A 16,923-nucleotide genomic window follows, 5' to 3' on the forward strand; every position below is an offset into this window, starting at 1 on the left:
TCACATCCCAAGCGTCGGGATCATGAGTTCGCCGCACTCCATCAGTTGGCCAGCGGTGACTTGCAACTGCGGGGTGGGTTTGGCCGCATAGCCTGCGATGAAGCCGGCACTTAGCAGTGCCAGGCAGAGGACGGCTTTTTTCACAAGCATGCGCAGGGTCTCAATCGGTTCAAAAGGGTGAACCACAGATTGTGCATTCGAGAAAAGGTTCCCGCCCGCGCAGAAGGCACCTTATGGAGCTCAGCGAATGAACCTGACGTACACACGTTCAGGGTCGTTATCGTCCAGATTCTCGATCTGCCCGCTGGGAATAAAGCCGGCTTTCGTCAGCAGGGCCTGGGACGCGCCGTTGGAGGCATTGGTCGATGCGAACAGCTTGGGCGTCTTGCAGGCTGCTTCGGCCGCTGACAGCAGACGAAGGGCGACGCCTTGGCGCTGGTACAGCGGTGAAACCACCACCAGCGCAATAAACCCATGGTTGAAAAAGTCGTGGGTGAGCACCAGGTAGCCGGCGCACACGTTAGCGTCGGCGGCTACCAAGCATTGCTGGCGAACCACGGCGTCATAGATAAACACACGACGGCTGGCATGCTCGGTTGCGTAGGCATCCAGTGCGACCAAGGCATGCACATCGTCGGGGGTGGCTTGGCGGATCAGCCAGTGTGGGGCAGCGGGGGGCAGAAGGTATTCAGCCATGGTCGTTAAGCATCCTCTGTTTAAACACTTCATTACCCCTCGAGCTTGATTACATCGTCACGACAGCGAACGCGCCGCCTTATCGATAGCATATCGTCCGCGGCAACTGATACTCAATCAGGTCTTGGACGCAGGCCAGGCGAGCAGCCCGGTGGGCTATGAAAGCGCCTCGCAATTGAGCCGCGAATACAAGCGACTGTTTGGCGCGCCGCCCTTACGGGATAGCCGGCGTATGCGTGATGGGGCGGATGCTGCTCAATAAAGGCTGATGGCAGCCACGCTGGCTTTTAGTCCCAGTCCTATTTGTTTCTTTTTTGGCGCTGATAAGCTTTTTCCCTGAAGAAATAGTCTCGGGAAATTCCTTGTCATGATCCTAAATGTCGCCGTGCCCAACGAGTTCAGCGCGTTACGTGTAATCACGCTGGCATCCGATGCGGCGTGCGCACATCGGCTTGCATCCGCATTGAGTGGCATGGGGGTCTTGCCCCTGGCCAACGTCGACTCCCTGGATGCGCTGCAAGCGTGGCTGGATGATTATCCGGTCGACGTCATCGTGAGTGAAATTCGCCCTGAATGCGGCGATGGCTTGATGTTGCCCAGCCTGCTCAAGGCACGTCTCGAGTCTGGCAAACTGGCCCAGTTTCCAGGGATTTTGTGGATGGGCGAAACCACGCTGGGCGCGCCGGGTGGGGCCGCTGACGGTTCACGTACGTCTGCGCGTGAAAGGTCGGCCAAGCCGCTGTGGATCAAGTACTTGGGTGGAGTCGCCGTCAGCGCCCTGGAATCCCATGCCCGTTTGGCAAGGGCGGCGGGCATTTTCGTCGAGATCGTGCGCGAAGGCGGTACCCTGGACTTGGGCGATGCATTGCGCGCCACGGTATTGACCCGCGTGCAACCCGACCCCTCGCTACGCAAAAATACCTTCGACGCCCTGGCCGAAGATGAGGTGATCCATGCGCTGACGACTGGCGACGGGCTGCGCTTTGTGTTTCAACCGCAGTTCGAATTGCTCAGCCGACGCATTGTGGGGGCCGAAGCGTTGGTGCGCTGGAAGCACCCCCGCTTTGGTGAAGTACCGCCTTCGGTACTGATGCCTTTGGTCAACCGCCTGGGCCTGGATTTGCTGTTGTTCAGCCTGGTGGAGATGTGGACGATCAAGGTCATGCTGTCGCTCAAGCGCGCGAACATCCAGATTCCCATTGCCGTAAATGCTTCGGCCAAGACGATTTGTACGCCCAACTTCGCCGATCGCCTGGCAGCCAGAATGCGGCAGGCAGAGCTGCCCAATCGCCTGCTCAAGATCGAGCTGACCGAAGACGTGCCCGAACCCAATGAGTTGTATCTGTCGGCCTCGTTGACCGCTATTCGAGCCAAGGGCTTCCAGGTGTCGATGGATGATTTCGGCACAGGGGCGGCGACCTTCGCCTTGCTGGCAAACCTGTCGTTTGACGAGATGAAAATCGATGGCTCGTTTGTCCGGGGGGTCGAACAGCATTCCTCGTCACGTAATGTCATCGCCGGCATCGTCAACTGGGCGCGGCTGCTCAACCTGAGCCTGGTGGCGGAGGGGATCGAGGATGAGTCGACGATCCCGTTGCTGCACCGTTTGGGCTGCCGGGTTGGACAAGGCTATGCCTTGGCGCGGCCGATGGAAATCGATGCCTTCCTGAACTTTGTGACCCAACAGAACAGCAACGGCGCCTCGGCAATTGAGTGAGCCATACGCTTTTAAGAGCAGTCTGATATTCATCGGGGCGCCATTGCATTAAGTTGCGCATCGTCTGATTTTTCAAATGTTCAGTGCTTTTGAATATCCTGCTGCTGAGGCGTAGTCGCTCGGCTGGCGAACTGTGCGCTTGAAAAGTCGAGAACTAACTAACAGTCGATAAGTTTCGGTTCTCGTCTTTTTGCTCGTTATAAAGAGTGTTCCTTGATCTATGAAACGTTTACACATTGCTTTGCTGGATGATCATGCAATTGTACGACATGGTTTAGTCAATCGACTGGTACAGGAACCGGACTTTGAAGTGGTCGGCGTGTATAGCCGTAGCCGTGATCTGATGGCTGGGCTGGCGACCGAACCGGCTGAGATATTGCTGCTCGATTTTGTGCTCGGCCCCTGCGAGCTGGATGGTATTTCGTTGATTCGCGCGCTGCGCGTGAAGTTTCCAACCTGCCGGATCCTGATCTTTTCGACGCACCACGATGCGGCGACGGCAATTCTGGCGTTACGGGTGGGCGCACGCGGGTTTCTGGGCAAGGGCGAGGACATGGAGCAGTTGATCTGCGCAGTCCGCCTGGTGGCCTCGGGCGCGGTGTACTTGAGCCCGGACATGGCCTACCGCGTGGCGGAAGCTACCGCCGTGAGCTATGACGGCGAGGCCAAAGGCCGGGATGAAGCCCTGCGCTTTGTCAGCCTTTCTGCGCGCGAGCAGGAGGTGATCCGGTGTTACCTGGCCGGCATGACCATCACGGAAATCGCCGAGAAATTCCACCGCAGTATCAAAACCATCAGCTCGCAAAAAGCCTCCGCATTTCGCAAGTTGGGGGTGATGTCGAACAATGAGTTATTCAGGATCAGGCATATTATCGAAGGGGTTTGAGCGGCACGAATTCATCTGCTGTGCGCGTGTCATTTTGCGGCTATTGCATATACTCATGTGCGTATTAGACGTTGTATCGATGAGTTATCCCTGTATTTCGACGGTGCGGTGCGCGCCGGACCGAGAGGGTACGATCACGATGAAAACCATACGCATTGCGTTATTGGATGACCACGCGGTCGTTCGACATGGCCTTGCCAATACGTTGGCAGCCGAGGCGAACTTTGAAGTGGTTGGCATTTATGAAAAAAGCCGCGACTTAATTGTAGGCCTTGTTACGGCACCGGCAGATTTACTACTTCTGGATTTCTCCCTTAATCCCAATGAGTTGGACGGTGTATCACTGATCCGCGCTTTACGCGTCAAATTTCCCAACTGCCATATCCTGATCCTGTCCAGCCATCATGATCCGGCGACAGTGGGCCTCGCCATGCGGGTCGGGGCCCGTGGTTTTGTGGGTAAGGGCGAAGACATGAGCCAGTTGGTGAAGGCGATTCGAAAAGTCGCAGCGGGTGCGGTGTATTTGAACACCGACATGACGTATCGCCTGGCGGAAACGGTCACAGGTGAGAAAAGTGCAAGCCCCGCTGAAGAGCGGGACGCCTTGGCGCTGGCGGAGCTGACCAGCCGTGAGCAGGAAGTCATTCGCTGTTATCTGGCAGGCATGACCGTGAGTGAAATAGCCGAGAAATTCAATCGCAGCATCAAAACCATCAGCACGCAAAAAACCTCTGCATTCCGCAAGCTCGGGGTGACGTCCAACAATGAGCTGTTCAAGCTCAACAAGATCATCGGTACACCATGAAAACGGGGCGGTGCGTCGTGGCGTTATGGTGCTTGCTGATAATGCTGGTGCCTGGTGTAAGGGCCGGTCCGGTCGAACTGAGTGCAGAGCAAAAGCACTGGATCCAGACGCATCCGGTATTACGGGTCGGGGTGGTTGAGGATCTGATTCCTTTCGAATACATGGACGCGGGGGTATTGCACGGGCGGTCATCAGAGTATTTGCAAGTTGTCACAGCCGCGACGGGCATTCAGTTCACTTACCTGCCCGGGAAGACGCTGGCAGAGCGCGAAGACATGTTGCTGGAGGGGCAGGTGGACCTGCTGTCCTCCTATTTGCGCTTCCGGTCTGAACCCACCATCAAGGGGCTTCAAACGCTGACTTACGAATCGACCTCACCGATCATTGTCACGCGTGTTGATAGCCCCGACGTTTTCGATATTGACCAATTGCAGGGCAAGACCGTAGCGATACCGGATGTGGCGTACTACGAGCAAATATTCCGCCGAAAGGGGGTAAAGGCAAATCTCAAAAAAAGCGCTTCGGCCCTGGAGATACTGACCCGCGTTGAAAACGGCAGCGCCGACGCGGCAATCGCGTCAGCCATCTTTCTAACGCCTTATCTGTACCAGCGGTACCAGGGCATTCTGGAAGTATCCGGTGTGCTCGGCAGCGAAGTGCTGGATGTGAGCATGGCGACCCGTACAGACCAGGTCATGCTGTATTCGATCCTTGAAAAGGTGTTCGCGTCCATCAGCGTCGAGCAACGCAACACGCTGTATGGGCGCTGGTACCAGGACCTGAACCTTAATATCCCTTCATTGCCGAGTATCGCCGCCCATTATTCGCATGTGCTGATCCTTGGCGCGCTGGTGCTGGTCAGCTTGTGCGCTCTGGTGTATCGCGGCCAGCGCCAGCGGCATCTGGCCGTGCTTGGCGAGCAGGAAAAATCCATGTTCCTGGTCGTGATGGGGCATGAAATCCGCTCACCGATGAACGCCGTGCTAGCAGCGATGGAGTTGCTTGGGCACACCCGGCTTAACCAGCAGCAGCGCCATTTGGCCCATTTAGCCAACAGTGGCGCCAACGCCCTGGCGCGCCTGCTCGATGATGTGCTGGACAGGCCCGGCTCGGTCGCCAAACTGCCCCGGCTGGCCTTTGAGGCAATCGACGTGTCGGCATTGGTTCAAGGCGTAGTTGGCCTGCATCGACTGCGTGCGCGAGAAAAAAAACTGAGCTTGAACAGCCATATTCAGGCGCAACTGCCCCTGTTGCTGCTCGACAGCTCCCGGCTCACGCAGATCTTCCATAACCTGATTTCCAATGCCATCAAGTTTACCGACACGGGCAGTATCGACATTGACGTGGCGTTGGCGACTTTACCGGACGGCAGCCCGCAATTGCAGATTGAAGTTCGCGACAGTGGCGTCGGCATTTCAGAGGCAGTGCAGGCCGCCCTGTTTCAGCCCTATGCCCAGGCCCGCGAGTCTTCCAGGCGCACAGGGGGTACCGGGTTGGGCCTGATGATTTGTCGACAGTTGGTGGATTTGATGCACGGGGCATTGACGCTGACCAGCGAGCAGGGCACGGGCACCACAGTGACTATCCGCTTACCGGTGAGCATCGGCGAGGAACCACCTGTCTTGCTGGCGCAAGCTGCACCCTCAACCCAGCCAACCTCGAGCGGGCTGCGAATTCTGGTGGTGGAAGATACTTATGCCAACCAGGAGGTATTGCGCGCGCAAATCAGTGCGCTTGACTGTCAACCAGTGATTGCTGCCAACGCTGCGCAAGCCTGGCCCCTGTTCAGGGAAACCGTCTATGACCTGGTGCTGATGGACTGCGATTTGCCCGATGAGGATGGCTATGGGCTGGTGCGCAGATTACGCGCCCTGGAAATACAATTGGGGCGCATACGCAGCCCGATTATCGCCATCTCTGCCCTGACCGGCGACCGTCATCTGCAACGCTGTATCGAGGCGGGCATGGACGCGACGTTGAGCAAGCCTATACGTCTTGGGCAGTTATCCGAGGTCATTGAGCGCTGGTGTGGGGTCAAGCTGGCTGCGCCGAGCACCAGCTTGATGGCGCCTTTGCTGGATCAAGCCTCAATCTACCGTGAAATGGCCGGCGACCTGGCAAACCTGATCAAAGCCGTCGCCCTGTGTGATCGCGCATCGGCGCAGCACGTGGCTCATCGATTGCACGGCGCGGCGTTGATCATGGAGTGGGCGGCACTGGCGCAGGCCGCTGAATACATGGAGCGTCTGCTGTACGGCGAACATGAGTGGGGGCCGGTGCACGCCCAAGCCTTGCAGCCGTTGCTGCAGCATTGGGCCGCTTTGAGCGGCGATACTGCGCTCGACGTGCTGCCGGCGACACCGGTGCAACGGACGGCACGCTGATGCGGCGCCTGCTGGTGGTACTGGCGTTAGTGTGCCTTCCGGCGTCGGTTGGCGTGTACGCCAGTTCGCCACCCATGGCGTTGACGCAACAGGAGGTGGCCTGGATCGCTGCCAATCCGGTGCTGCGTGTGGGTGTGTTTGAGGACTTGCTGCCTTTCGAATACATGAGCAGCGGCCAATTGCGCGGTCTTTCGGCCAAATACCTGGGGCTGATCGGCCTGCGTACCGGCCTGCATTTCGAACCGGTGCTGACCACCACGCGCAGTGCCCGCAAGGACATGCTGATCAGCGGTGAGGTCGACATCTTGTCCACTCGACGCCGCTCCGACGACCCGGCCCAGGATCGTGGGATGCTTTACACCCTGCCTTACAACACCAGCTCGACGATCCTTGTCAGTCGTTTCGGCGATCAGCCCCTGGCAGGTCTGCAACAGCTCGCTCACAAACGGTTAGTCATGTTGGGACGCGAAGTCTATGGCGCATTCCTGCGCCACGAGGCCCCGGGAGTCACGATCATCACCGCGCAGAACGCCGTAGACATGATGGCCATGGTCAAGGACGGCAAGGCAGACGCCGCAATCGCTTCGGAGTGGTTGTTGATCCCGTATCTTTCCCGCCAGTACCAGGGCGTATTGCAGATATCCGGCGTGGTGCCCCAATTGCACACGGGTGTCAGCATGGCGGTGCGCGACAGCGATGAAATCCTGCTGTCGATCCTGGAGAAGGCATTGACCTCGATCACCGGCGATGAGCGCAAGGCGATCTTCGACGCCTGGTTTGCCGACATGAACCTGGATATCCCGACCATCAGGTCCATCGCCGCACATTACGCGGGTGAGTTGTGGCTGTTACTGGCCATTGTGCTGTTACTTATCATCCTGGTGTGGCAAAGCCGGTTGCAGCGACGGTGCGCGGTGCAGCGCGAGCGCGAGAAAGCGATGTTCCTGGCGGTCATGAGCCATGAAATCCGCTCGCCGATGAACTCAGTGCTGGCGGCAGTTGAGCTGCTTGAGCACACACCGCTGGACGAACAACAGCGGCACTTCACGGGCCTGGCCAATACCGGCGCCAACACCTTGTTGCGCCTGGTAGACGATGTGCTGGATATCTCCAAAATGGAGGCCGGGCAATTGCGGCTCAACCTTGAGCCGGTGGACCTGTGGTCACTGCTGCAAGAGCAGGTGGATGATTACCGAGGCTATGCCGAGGAAAAGAGGCTGACGTTGACATTGACCGGTCAGCGTCCCGTTGTTTCAGCACTGCTCGATGACCAACGGGTGGCCCAGGTGCTACGTAATCTGATTTCCAACGCCATCAAGTTCACCGAGCACGGCGGGGTTGAGGTTCAACTGCTGCTGCCCGACGCACAGCCGGGGGCAACATCGCAGGCGTTGATACGCGTGGTCGACACCGGCATTGGCTTGTCCGACCAGGCGCAAGCTGCGCTGTTTCGGCCCTATGCCCGCGCCAGGCAGTCATTCAAGCGCAGTGGCGGCACCGGTTTGGGGCTGGTGATCTGTCGCCGGTTGGTGAGGTTGATGCAGGGCGAGCTGACGTTGAGCAGCGTGCCGGGGAGCGGCACCCAAGTCGAAGTGAGGTTGCCCGTCGAGTGGGCTGGCGCGCTTGAGTCGCCAGTGCGGGCGGCAGATTCTGTCGCAGCGCCTATAGAGGTTTCATTCTGGGTACTGGTGTTGGAGGCGGAGTACGCCGATCAGCAAGCAGTGAAAGCCCTGCTTCAAGGTTTTGGCCTGGGCGTGTTGTCGGCGGACGATGATGAAGAGGCGCTGGCGCTCTTCAATAAGCACAGGGTTGCTCTGGTACTGATCGATGAGCATCACGCGTTCAACCTGAGCCGCGCTTTGCGCGACGTGGAGCGCCAACAACAGTACGGGCATTGCCCAATCATTGCGATGTCGCAGGTGACCGGCAATGCCTATCTCGAACGCTGTTTTGCGGCTGGCCTGGACGGCGTTCTGAGCAAGCCGGTGCGTCAGGACAAATTGCAGCAAATGATTGAGTTGTGGTGCGATCAGGTGCCGGTAGCCGCGACGCAGGTGCACGGTGCCTCCAGGCATGAGCGGGAAGGGCCGCAGGAAGCGTTGCGCCCGGATATGAACCGTCTGTTCAGCGCTGTTGCCCTGCGTGACCGCCCGGTTGCCATGCAGGCTGCGCATCGCCTCCAGGGCGCTGCGCAGACGGCAGGTTGGGCGGCGATTGCGGCCGGCGCCGAAAAGGTCGAGTTGTTGTTGCACGATGAAGTGAGCTGGCCAACGGTGGCGGTCGCGCGTCAATTGAGTCTCATGATGGATGACTGGACTGCAGCGAGTTATTAAATAGTCTGCGTTGCGTCGATAGCCAGCTTTTTAGGACCACTCCTATAGACGAAGTAATGAGCAGCCCAATAAAAAACATAAGTTGAAGGGGTAAGTTTACACCGAGGGAAAGAGGCGTTAATTGTTTGAAATATTGAGTGGCTTAGTTGTTTTTAGGAGCACTCCTATATTGGGTTTTGCGTGGACTCCCTACACTTCACTGCGCAACAACACAGAAGTTCTCCAGCACCGGAAACTTCTTCACTTACCTGGTATATCGCTCTCTCGGAGTTACTCATGAATTACAAAGCTCGCGTCCTCGCTGCACTGGTCGCCGCCACCGCCACCTCCGCTGCCATGGCGTCGGACGGCACCATCAATTTCAACGGCGAACTGAAGGCCGAGACCTGCCAGGTTGCAGTGAATGGGGCGGCCGGCTCGGCAGGCACTACCGTCACGCTGCCGACTATCTCCACTGCCTCGTTGACCTCGTCTGGCCAAGTGGCCGGCCAGACCGGTTTCAGCATTCAGTTGAGCAAATGCTCGGCAGCGCTGAAAACCGCAGCTGCGTTCTTTGAAGCCGGCGGTTCGGTTGATCCGGCCAGCGGCAACTTGAAGAACATCGGCGGCGGTGCTACCAAGGTTCAACTGCAACTGATCGACGCATCCAATGGCAAGTCCATCAAAGCCGGTGACACCGCACAAGTGGCTTCCACCAGCCGTATCGCCATCGACGCCACCGCACTCAGCGCAGACCTGCCGTACGCTGTTCAATACTACGCCCAAGCCGCGACCACGCCGGGCACCGTTATCAGCAACGTGACTTACTCCATCAATTATCAGTAAGTCGCCGGTAATGACTACACGCCCTGTTGAATAGTTAAAGGGCGTGTTTTCGGGGCGGCATTGGGACTACGTCATGCCTTGCATACTTCCATTTAAACAAATGCTTCTGGCAAGTCTTGTGGCAATTGGGTGTTCCCAGGCGCTGGCAGGTGTGGTGATCACCGGCACCCGCGTGATCTACCCGGCAGACCAGAAAGAAGTCACAGTAAAACTCAATAACAACGGTACTCAACCCGCGTTGATGCAAGCGTGGATTGATACCGGCAGTGTGGAGTCCACGCCCACCAGCTCCAAGGCGCCGTTTCTGCTTTCGCCTCCGGTGGCGCGTATCGACCCGACCAAGGGCCAAAGCCTGCGCGTATTGTTTACCGGGGCAGCGCTGCCCCAGGACAAGGAGTCGGTGTTCTGGCTCAACGTGCTGGAAATACCACCCAAACCTGAGGCCGGGGCAGACCTGAATACTCTGCAAATGGCCTTCCGTTCGCGGATCAAATTGTTCTACCGCCCGACGGGCCTTGCAGGCACCGCCAGCGAAGCGATCGAGCAGGTGCAATGGCAACTGGTGACGGCCCGCGATGGCCAGGGCCTGGCTCTGCGAGCGTTCAATCCATCGGCTTTTCACGTATCGCTGGTTGAGCTGGACTTGGTGTCTGGCAGTCAGCGCGCGCGCAGTGAGGACGGCATGGTGGGCCCGGGTCAAACCCGGCAATTCCCGCTGCCGACGCTTAAAACCCGACCAGCCCCAGGCGCACAGGTGGAGTTCAGCGCAATCAACGATTACGGCGCGCTGATCCCGACTCGGACAGCACTCAAGCCCTGAACCATTCCTGACGTCTTTACCCGCGAGTCATTTATGCAGACCTCTTCCCGCTCCAGGCCGCCCCTGGGGGCGCAGCCTCGCTTCGCCCTGAATCCGCTCACCCGCTTGATACTCAAGGTATTGGCCGCCGCGCCATGCGCCTGGGGGGGCCACGCCGCGTTGGCGCAAGAGGTGCAGTTCAACGATGCATTCCTGCCGGAAGACTCACGCAATCTTGACCTCGGCAAATACCAGGCCGGCAACCCGGTGACCCCGGGGCAGTACCGTGCGGACGTTATGCTCAACGGCCAGTTGAACAGTCGCCAGGACATTCGTATCGAGGCTCAGCCCGACGGCAGCAAGCCGGTGGTGTGCATGGATCATGGCCTGCTTGAGCGCCAGGGCGTGAACATCGCCAAACTGTCACCCGAAGCCAGCCTGGCGCTTGAGGGTCCAGGCTGCACGGCGTTGGGCAGTTTGATTCAGGGCGCCAGTGCGAACTTCTCCCCGGAGAACCAGGCACTTGACCTCAGCATCCCTCAGGCGGCCTTGAAGCGTAACTCGCGTGGCTATGTCAGCCCTGAACTGTGGGACCGTGGCGTCACTGCAGGGATGCTCAGTTATAACTTCAATGCCAATCGCAACCGCACCCGCAGCGGCACCAATGACTCGGCGTTCCTGGGGCTCAATGCAGGCCTCAATCTGGGCGACTGGCGCTTGCGTCACAATGCCTCGATGAGCTGGCAATCGCGCAACGGTAGCCAGTACCAGGCGTTGGACAGCTACGCGCAACGCGATATCACTGCGCTGAAAAGCCAGCTGACTGTAGGTGAGTCCAACACCAGCGGTGAGATCTTCGACACCTTGTCTTATCGCGGCGTACAGTTGGCCAGTGATGACCGCATGTTGCCCGACTCCATGCGCGGATATGCGCCGGTTATCCGTGGCATCGCCCGCACCAATGCGCGTGTCACCATTCGCCAGGCCGGCAACGTGCTGCTGGAAACCACGGTCGCCCCCGGCGCCTTCGTCATCGACGACCTGTACTCCACCGGCTACGGAGGCGACCTCAACGTGAGCGTGGCCGAGGCGGACGGTACCGAACAAAACTTTATCGTGCCCTACGCCTCGGTCAGCCAGTTGCTGCGCCCTGGCACCTCGCGTTTCAGTGTCACCGCCGGGGAAACCCGCAACAACTTCGTTGACGAGCAGACGCGCCTTTTGCAAGGCACGCTGCAATATGGTCTGAACAACACCTTCACCGGGTTTGGCGGTGTGCAATCAAGCGATGACTACGCGGCCATCCTCACAGGCGTAGCGTTCGGCACGCCGATTGGCGCGATGGCGGTGGACGTGACGCACGCCCAGACCGATCTGGCTGCCGGCCGGGCGAAGGGGCAGAGCATGCGCCTGTCCTACAGCAAGAACATCCTCAGTACCGGCAGTAACTTTTCGGTAGCGGCCTATCGTTTTTCTACCCGTGACTACCTGGACTTCAGCAATGCCGTGCAGCTGCTCGATGCCGAGAAAAACGGTTGGGACACCAGCGAGTTCGGCCGCCCGCGCAGCCGCTTGTCAGTCACCGCCGACCAAAGCTTCGGGCCCTGGGGTCAGGTGTCGATCAGCGGCTATGCCCAGAACTACTGGAACCAGCAGGGCAGCGACGTGCAGTACCAGTTCAGCTACAGCAAGCAGTTCAACCGGGTGAGTTTCAGCCTGAACGCTAACCGCAGCCGGATGGGCCTGGGCGATATGGAAAACAGTTTTCTGCTGACCATGAGCATGCCCCTGGAATTCGGCGGCCCGGGCTATGGGCCGCAAGTGACGGCACAGCTGGGCCGGGACCCCCGAAGCCATTACAGCGAGCAGGCGGGTATCAGCGGCACCGCCGGCGAGGACCGCCAGTACGGCTACGGCGCCACCTTCGGCCATGACGGTGGCAGCAATACCAAGAGCGCAGCCCTCAACGGCCAGTATACCGGCGCCCGCGCCATGCTCAGTGCCGCCCTGGGCCGGGGCGATGGCTATACCAGCGCGTCGGTGGGCGCCAGCGGCACGGTGGTAGCCCATGTCGACGGGGTGACCATGACGCCTTATCGCGGTGAAACCATGGCCGTGGTCAGCGCCCCAGGCGCCGAGGGCGCGAAGGTCTCCGGCTACCCGGGCCTGAGGCTCGACGGCAGCGGCAACGCCGTGGTGCCCTACCTGCGCCCGTACGAATTGAACGAGGTGGCGATCGACCCGATCGGCAGTTCCCTGGACGTAGAGCTAAGTGAAACCAGCCAACAGACCGCGCCGCGTGCCGGTGCCGTTGTGCACCTCAAATACGCCACCAACCAGGGCCGCGCGGTGCTGCTCAATGTGCGCCTGGACGACGGCAGCAGCCTGCCGTTCGGCGCGGGCGTGACCGATGGCGAGGGTGCCACCGTGGGCGTGGTCGGGCAGGGCGGTCAACTGTATGCGCGGATCAAACCCGAAACGCGCCGTTTGCTGGTCAACTGGGGCAGCCAGGCGCAGCAGCAGTGCGCCCTGACGATCCCGCCGGGCCCCGGCGATGGGCAACAGCTGCAACAAGTAGACGCCGTGTGTGCGGCCGGCAAACAGGTCGCTGACAGCGTGCGGCCCAACACCCAGCAAAAGGTAGCGTTATGAACATCGGCTCTTTGATCAAACTGGGGGGGCTGGGCTTGGCCTTGTGGGCGTCGGCCGGCACGGCCATGGCAGTCACCTGTTCCTATATGGACGGTACCCGGCCTGCCGTGGGCTCAATGCCGTTGCAGATCTCGGCGATCACCGTCGGGCGGGATGTGCCGGTGGGCACTGAGGTCTACCGTCAAAAGTTCAGCATGGCCTCAGGTCAGGCGGTGAAGTTGGAGTGCCTTGTCGCGCCGTTTCAGCAGTGGACCGACCTTATCGTTGAATCCAGCCAGGCTCTGGCCAATGTAACCAGTGGCACCTATGCCAATAAAGTTTACAGAACCAGCATCCCCGGATTGGGCGTTGCTTTCAACAGCAACGGTGGCCTGCTGCCCAGGCAAAGCGCCAAGGCATGGACCTCGTGTTCGGCGGGTTTCAGATGCATCGTGCCTTTTGACGGGCCTTCGAACTTTGAACTGATCTTGATTAAGATCGGCGAGGTGACGCCAGGTGTGCTGGTGGGCAGTACATTGCCGATCGTGAGCCTGTTCGGCAATTTCGGCGACGCCAGAATGAGCGGCTTCAGGATGGGCATTTCCGGGAGCATCCAGATTGTCTCGCGCACCTGCAGCACACCGGATGTCTCGGTACCGATGGGCACCCACCTGGTCAACAAATTCACTGGCCTCAACAGTTCCACCGGCTGGACGGACTTCTCCATTGCGCTAAATGACTGCCCGGCGTTCAACGGCATATTCTCCGCCGCGGGTCCCGGCTGGATTTCGCAAGGTGGTAACTCACCCTCAGGCACCGGCACCAGCGGAACCCGCGTCAACAACACACTGCAATACCGCATCGACCCGGCTCGGACTGCCATCAATGCAAGCAACGGCATCCTGAGCCTCGACCCGAGCACCGCCGGCAACGCGCCTGCTGCGACTGGCGTCGGCATTCAGGTCGCCACCAGTAACGGCGTTGCCCTGCCGCTGGCAAGCAACCAAAACACGGGCCTGACCCTCAGGAGCACCGAAAGCAGTTATGCCATCCCACTGCGAGCGCGCTACCTGCAAACCGGGGCCAAGGTCACGCCGGGGCCGGCGAATGCGTCGGCAACCTTCACGATCATTTATCAGTGAGCGGTGGGAACATGACCAATAAAGCGCTACGCATTCTGATTGCCGATGGGCAGCATTTCTACCGCTTGAAAATCGAACGGGCGTTGAACCAGCTGGGCTATTACCGCATCGCGCCGATACACCGGCTGGATGAAGTATTGAGTGCAGTGGATTTCGGCGATACGCCGCTGGATGTGCTGATCATCAATGCCGCCCTGGCGCACAGCGTCAAATTCGATTTGCTCTGGTTCATCAGGGACAACCCACAGATTCGTCATGTGTTGATCTATGGCCAGAGCGAACGCGCTTCGCCCGCGCTTGCGTGGTGCCATGCGCCCAACGTGCTGACCAGCACGGCGCCGTTGCCTGATCTGCAAGCGCTGGAGGCGTTTATGAGAAAGGTTGATGGCAAGGCTGGTTGGGATAATCAGGGCAATGGGTCAAATAAGCCATCGGGCGCTAAGCACATCACTTTTTGAAGGTGACCTGTGTGTTCGTCCCGATGCTCTCTGAGTACGATAAAGCTGTGCTTTTTGTTGATGCTCTGGTGCGACAAACAGCGCCGCCAGAGTGTCTTCATATACGCAACTGAAAACCCAGTGTTGAGAGTGCTCAGAAGGGTGACCGGCAATGTTGTGGGAAAGGGATACGGCGCGTTCAATTGGACGCAACGCTGAACGCGCCATTGGGGACAGCCATGTCTGATCACACCATCACGACAACGAACGCGCCGCCCTATCGATAAACGCAGCGACCTCTACCGGCCTGGACGCCAGGGAGGCGTGGCTGGCATCCAGGGTGATGGTTTCCCGGGTGCCTAGGCGTTTGGCCATGCGCACCTGGTTATCGGGATGGATCATGCGGTCCTGGCTCGAAATCTGGTACCAGGACGGTTTGTTCTTCCACGCCGGGTTGCTGATCACATCGCCAAAGGTGCTCGCTAGCGGAGCCTTTTGGGTGACGCCCATGACTTGACCTTCTTGCTGGGGCAGGTCCTGGCAGAAGCTGTCGTGGAACTGTTCAGGCTTGACCCACAGATAACCGTCGCTATCAGGCGCCAGGTTGGGGGCGGCTTCTGGCAGATGTTCCTGGGTGATGCCGCCTGGGCTTTCGCCGTCATCCGGGGCGAATGCCGCGATGTACACCAGGCCTGCGACATTCGGTTCATTACCCGCCTGAGTGATGACGGCGCCGCCATAGGAATGCCCCACCAACAACACCGGGCCTTTGATTTGCGCAACCATCTTGCGGGTACGCTCGGCATCGTCGGCCAGCGAGGTCAGCGGCATCTCCACCGCATGCAGATCGGTATAGCCCTTGTTGTGCAGTTCGATAATCACCCGGTTCCAGTGCGCCGCACCGCCCCAAAAACCATGGACCAAGACAATTGCCGGTTTCTCACTCATGTGTAAGTTCCTTGTGCATTGATGAGGTGGTGCTATCGCCCGCCAACGGGCGGCGTTATGGATAGCACAGTTATGGGGCGCGAAGGGGGCACGTTCGTCGGCCTGGTTGCTGTCCTCGTTTAGAAATGTTTATGTGATTCAATGGTCATCTCGGTTTGCGCAGGACGCGCATCGGCCGAGGCCATTCAGTCTCTTAAAAGACTCATCCCAAGGAGTAACACCATGCAAGGAAGCACATCGTTCAAGTACCTGGCGTTTTCGTTGATCCCGTTGATGGCCGCCTGTACCACGCCCACACGCCAGTCCGCCGTCCTCCCGGCGCCACCTTTGCCGTTCGATAACTGTGCGATCAGTTGCCCCACCGGGGGCAGCCCGGTGACGTTGAACCGCCAGGCCTACACGTTGAACAACAACGGCTCGACCAAGTTTGCCAATTGGGTCTCCTACAAGATCACCAAGGCCACGGCGGCCAGCGGGCGTTCCCGTGACTGGCGCACCGACCCGGATATTCCAACCGGGGAAACCCTGGACCCGGTGGATTACAACGGTGCCAACGTCGCGCTCAAAATCGACCGGGGGCATCAGGCCAACCTCGCGTCAATGGCCGGGGTGGCCGATTGGCAAACGCTCAACTACCTGTCAAACATCACCCCGCAAAAGGCCGAACTCAACCAGGGGCCGTGGGTGCGCCTGGAAGACCAGGAGCGCAACCTCAGCAAGGAGCCAGGCGTCGATCAGGTGTATGTGGCCACCGGGCCGCTGTATGAGCATTTTGTCGGCTCGTTGCCGGGCACGAACAAAGTTCACACCATCCCCAGCGGCTACTGGAAAATCATCGTGGTCGGCAGTTCTCCGGAAACGGGCCTGTACGCCTCGTTTGTGATGAACCAGGAAACCCCCAAGGGCGCAGACTTCTGCGATTACCAGGTCACCGTGGACCACATCGAAGAGCGCTCCGGGCTGACGTTCTGGAGCACCTTGCCGCAAGCGATGCAAGCCATGCTGAAGGCCAGGCAGGGCCAGTTGCCGAGCCGGATCGGCTGTAGCCGTACCAAAGCCTGACGCCTAGTCGGCACACACCAATGAGGGCCTGCGGCTGCTGTTTTTGCCCAGGCGCTCATGTGTGGCGGCGTCTGTGGCCTGTTCACGCAGTGCTTCTTCCAGTGCTTGCAAATGCTTGGACAGGATTTTCACCGACCCACTCGGGTTGGCGGGGTCGAAGGGGATGCGGCCATTGGCAATCAACACCATGGCCAGTTCCCAGGCGCGTTGTGAGTCGTTCATGACAGGGGTTCCTTCTTCAACGTGGTCGATATAGAG

At 59.2% G+C, this 16,923-nt stretch carries 15 protein-coding genes and 1 pseudogene; 12 read left to right on the forward strand and 4 right to left on the reverse strand.

The window, feature by feature from the left end:
• Together DK871_RS28690 and DK871_RS22265 are read right to left on the reverse strand one after the other, a co-directional pair.
• Complete coding sequence (locus tag DK871_RS28690; RefSeq protein ID WP_019821496.1) at nucleotides 1-150, reverse strand: hypothetical protein; 150 nt, start codon at nucleotides 148-150, stop codon at nucleotides 1-3.
• A 90-nt stretch (nucleotides 151-240) separates the two neighbouring features.
• Nucleotides 241-696, reverse strand: coding sequence for a GNAT family N-acetyltransferase (locus tag DK871_RS22265; protein ID WP_003190483.1), 456 nt, complete (start codon nucleotides 694-696; stop codon nucleotides 241-243).
• Nucleotides 697-796: 100 nt separating this feature from the next.
• Between DK871_RS22265 and DK871_RS29310 the strand changes: the two are divergent.
• From DK871_RS29310 to DK871_RS22315, 11 genes and pseudogenes are all read left to right on the forward strand, one after another.
• Nucleotides 797-958 (forward strand): annotated as a pseudogene (locus tag DK871_RS29310) (AraC family transcriptional regulator CmrA); the annotation flags it as partial.
• A gap of 105 nt (nucleotides 959-1,063) precedes the next feature.
• The gene (locus DK871_RS22270) at nucleotides 1,064-2,413 is read left to right on the forward strand and encodes an EAL domain-containing protein (protein ID WP_161906648.1); all 1,350 of its coding nucleotides are present in this window, start codon (nucleotides 1,064-1,066) and stop codon (nucleotides 2,411-2,413) included.
• A gap of 220 nt (nucleotides 2,414-2,633) precedes the next feature.
• Nucleotides 2,634-3,299 carry a response regulator transcription factor gene (locus DK871_RS22275; protein WP_038449765.1) on the forward strand — a complete coding sequence of 222 codons (666 nt, stop codon included), beginning with the start codon at nucleotides 2,634-2,636 and terminating at the stop codon, nucleotides 3,297-3,299.
• A gap of 139 nt (nucleotides 3,300-3,438) precedes the next feature.
• Nucleotides 3,439-4,104 carry a response regulator transcription factor gene (locus DK871_RS22280; RefSeq protein WP_161906649.1) on the forward strand — a complete coding sequence of 222 codons (666 nt, stop codon included), beginning with the start codon at nucleotides 3,439-3,441 and terminating at the stop codon, nucleotides 4,102-4,104.
• Between the two features lie 41 nt (nucleotides 4,105-4,145).
• A complete protein-coding gene (locus tag DK871_RS22285; protein ID WP_256677511.1) occupies nucleotides 4,146-6,488 on the forward strand; it encodes an ATP-binding protein in 2,343 nt (780 codons plus the stop codon).
• Complete coding sequence (locus tag DK871_RS22290) at nucleotides 6,488-8,821, forward strand: ATP-binding protein (RefSeq protein WP_161906651.1); 2,334 nt, start codon at nucleotides 6,488-6,490, stop codon at nucleotides 8,819-8,821. The genes DK871_RS22285 and DK871_RS22290 overlap by 1 nt, the downstream gene beginning before the upstream one ends.
• Nucleotides 8,822-9,097: 276 nt before the next feature.
• Nucleotides 9,098-9,646, forward strand: coding sequence for a fimbrial protein (locus tag DK871_RS22295; protein ID WP_038449771.1), 549 nt, complete (start codon nucleotides 9,098-9,100; stop codon nucleotides 9,644-9,646).
• Nucleotides 9,647-9,719: 73 nt separating this feature from the next.
• Nucleotides 9,720-10,466, forward strand: coding sequence for a molecular chaperone (locus DK871_RS22300; RefSeq protein WP_038449772.1), 747 nt, complete (start codon nucleotides 9,720-9,722; stop codon nucleotides 10,464-10,466).
• 33 nt (nucleotides 10,467-10,499) lie between these two features.
• Nucleotides 10,500-13,097 (forward strand): fimbria/pilus outer membrane usher protein, encoded by a 2,598-nt coding sequence (locus tag DK871_RS22305; RefSeq protein ID WP_161906652.1) that lies wholly within the window; start codon nucleotides 10,500-10,502, stop codon nucleotides 13,095-13,097.
• The gene (locus DK871_RS22310; protein ID WP_038449774.1) at nucleotides 13,094-14,218 is read left to right on the forward strand and encodes a fimbrial protein; all 1,125 of its coding nucleotides are present in this window, start codon (nucleotides 13,094-13,096) and stop codon (nucleotides 14,216-14,218) included. Before DK871_RS22305 ends, DK871_RS22310 begins: the two co-directional genes overlap by 4 nt.
• An 11-nt stretch (nucleotides 14,219-14,229) precedes the next feature.
• Nucleotides 14,230-14,676 (forward strand): hypothetical protein, encoded by a 447-nt coding sequence (locus DK871_RS22315; RefSeq protein WP_038449776.1) that lies wholly within the window; start codon nucleotides 14,230-14,232, stop codon nucleotides 14,674-14,676.
• Nucleotides 14,677-14,910: 234 nt separating this feature from the next.
• On the opposite strand, the gene DK871_RS22320 is transcribed toward DK871_RS22315, so the two are convergent.
• A complete protein-coding gene (locus DK871_RS22320; RefSeq protein ID WP_161906653.1) occupies nucleotides 14,911-15,603 on the reverse strand; it encodes an alpha/beta hydrolase in 693 nt (230 codons plus the stop codon).
• 222 nt (nucleotides 15,604-15,825) lie between these two features.
• Between DK871_RS22320 and DK871_RS22325 the strand changes: the two genes are divergently transcribed.
• Nucleotides 15,826-16,665 (forward strand): DNA/RNA non-specific endonuclease, encoded by an 840-nt coding sequence (locus DK871_RS22325; protein ID WP_161906654.1) that lies wholly within the window; start codon nucleotides 15,826-15,828, stop codon nucleotides 16,663-16,665.
• Between the two features lie 3 nt (nucleotides 16,666-16,668).
• Here the strand turns inward: DK871_RS22325 and DK871_RS22330 are convergent, their stop codons facing one another.
• Nucleotides 16,669-16,887 carry a hypothetical protein gene (locus DK871_RS22330; RefSeq protein ID WP_032892334.1) on the reverse strand — a complete coding sequence of 73 codons (219 nt, stop codon included), beginning with the start codon at nucleotides 16,885-16,887 and terminating at the stop codon, nucleotides 16,669-16,671.
• Between the last annotated feature and the right edge of the window lie 36 nt (nucleotides 16,888-16,923).

This window comes from Pseudomonas sp. L13 (assembly GCF_009935965.1).
Taxonomy (GTDB): domain Bacteria; phylum Pseudomonadota; class Gammaproteobacteria; order Pseudomonadales; family Pseudomonadaceae; genus Aquipseudomonas; species Aquipseudomonas lactis.

Excerpts from the sequence above, each read along its gene's own strand:
- DK871_RS22280 (WP_161906649.1), top strand. The coding sequence starts at position 3,439 with ATGAAAACCATACGCATTGCGTTATTGGATGACCACGCGGTCGTTCGA.
- DK871_RS22285 (WP_256677511.1), top strand. The coding sequence starts at position 4,146 with ATGCTGGTGCCTGGTGTAAGGGCCGGTCCGGTCGAACTGAGTGCAGAG.
- DK871_RS22320 (WP_161906653.1), bottom strand. The coding sequence starts at position 15,603 with ATGAGTGAGAAACCGGCAATTGTCTTGGTCCATGGTTTTTGGGGCGGT.
- DK871_RS22315 (WP_038449776.1), top strand. The coding sequence starts at position 14,230 with ATGACCAATAAAGCGCTACGCATTCTGATTGCCGATGGGCAGCATTTC.
- DK871_RS22275 (WP_038449765.1), top strand. The coding sequence starts at position 2,634 with ATGAAACGTTTACACATTGCTTTGCTGGATGATCATGCAATTGTACGA.
- DK871_RS22330 (WP_032892334.1), bottom strand. The coding sequence starts at position 16,887 with ATGAACGACTCACAACGCGCCTGGGAACTGGCCATGGTGTTGATTGCC.
- DK871_RS28690 (WP_019821496.1), bottom strand. The coding sequence starts at position 150 with ATGCTTGTGAAAAAAGCCGTCCTCTGCCTGGCACTGCTAAGTGCCGGC.
- DK871_RS22295 (WP_038449771.1), top strand. The coding sequence starts at position 9,098 with ATGAATTACAAAGCTCGCGTCCTCGCTGCACTGGTCGCCGCCACCGCC.
- DK871_RS22270 (WP_161906648.1), top strand. The coding sequence starts at position 1,064 with ATGATCCTAAATGTCGCCGTGCCCAACGAGTTCAGCGCGTTACGTGTA.
- DK871_RS22310 (WP_038449774.1), top strand. The coding sequence starts at position 13,094 with ATGAACATCGGCTCTTTGATCAAACTGGGGGGGCTGGGCTTGGCCTTG.
- DK871_RS22305 (WP_161906652.1), top strand. The coding sequence starts at position 10,500 with ATGCAGACCTCTTCCCGCTCCAGGCCGCCCCTGGGGGCGCAGCCTCGC.
- DK871_RS22290 (WP_161906651.1), top strand. The coding sequence starts at position 6,488 with ATGCGGCGCCTGCTGGTGGTACTGGCGTTAGTGTGCCTTCCGGCGTCG.
- DK871_RS22300 (WP_038449772.1), top strand. The coding sequence starts at position 9,720 with ATGCCTTGCATACTTCCATTTAAACAAATGCTTCTGGCAAGTCTTGTG.
- DK871_RS22325 (WP_161906654.1), top strand. The coding sequence starts at position 15,826 with ATGCAAGGAAGCACATCGTTCAAGTACCTGGCGTTTTCGTTGATCCCG.
- DK871_RS22265 (WP_003190483.1), bottom strand. The coding sequence starts at position 696 with ATGGCTGAATACCTTCTGCCCCCCGCTGCCCCACACTGGCTGATCCGC.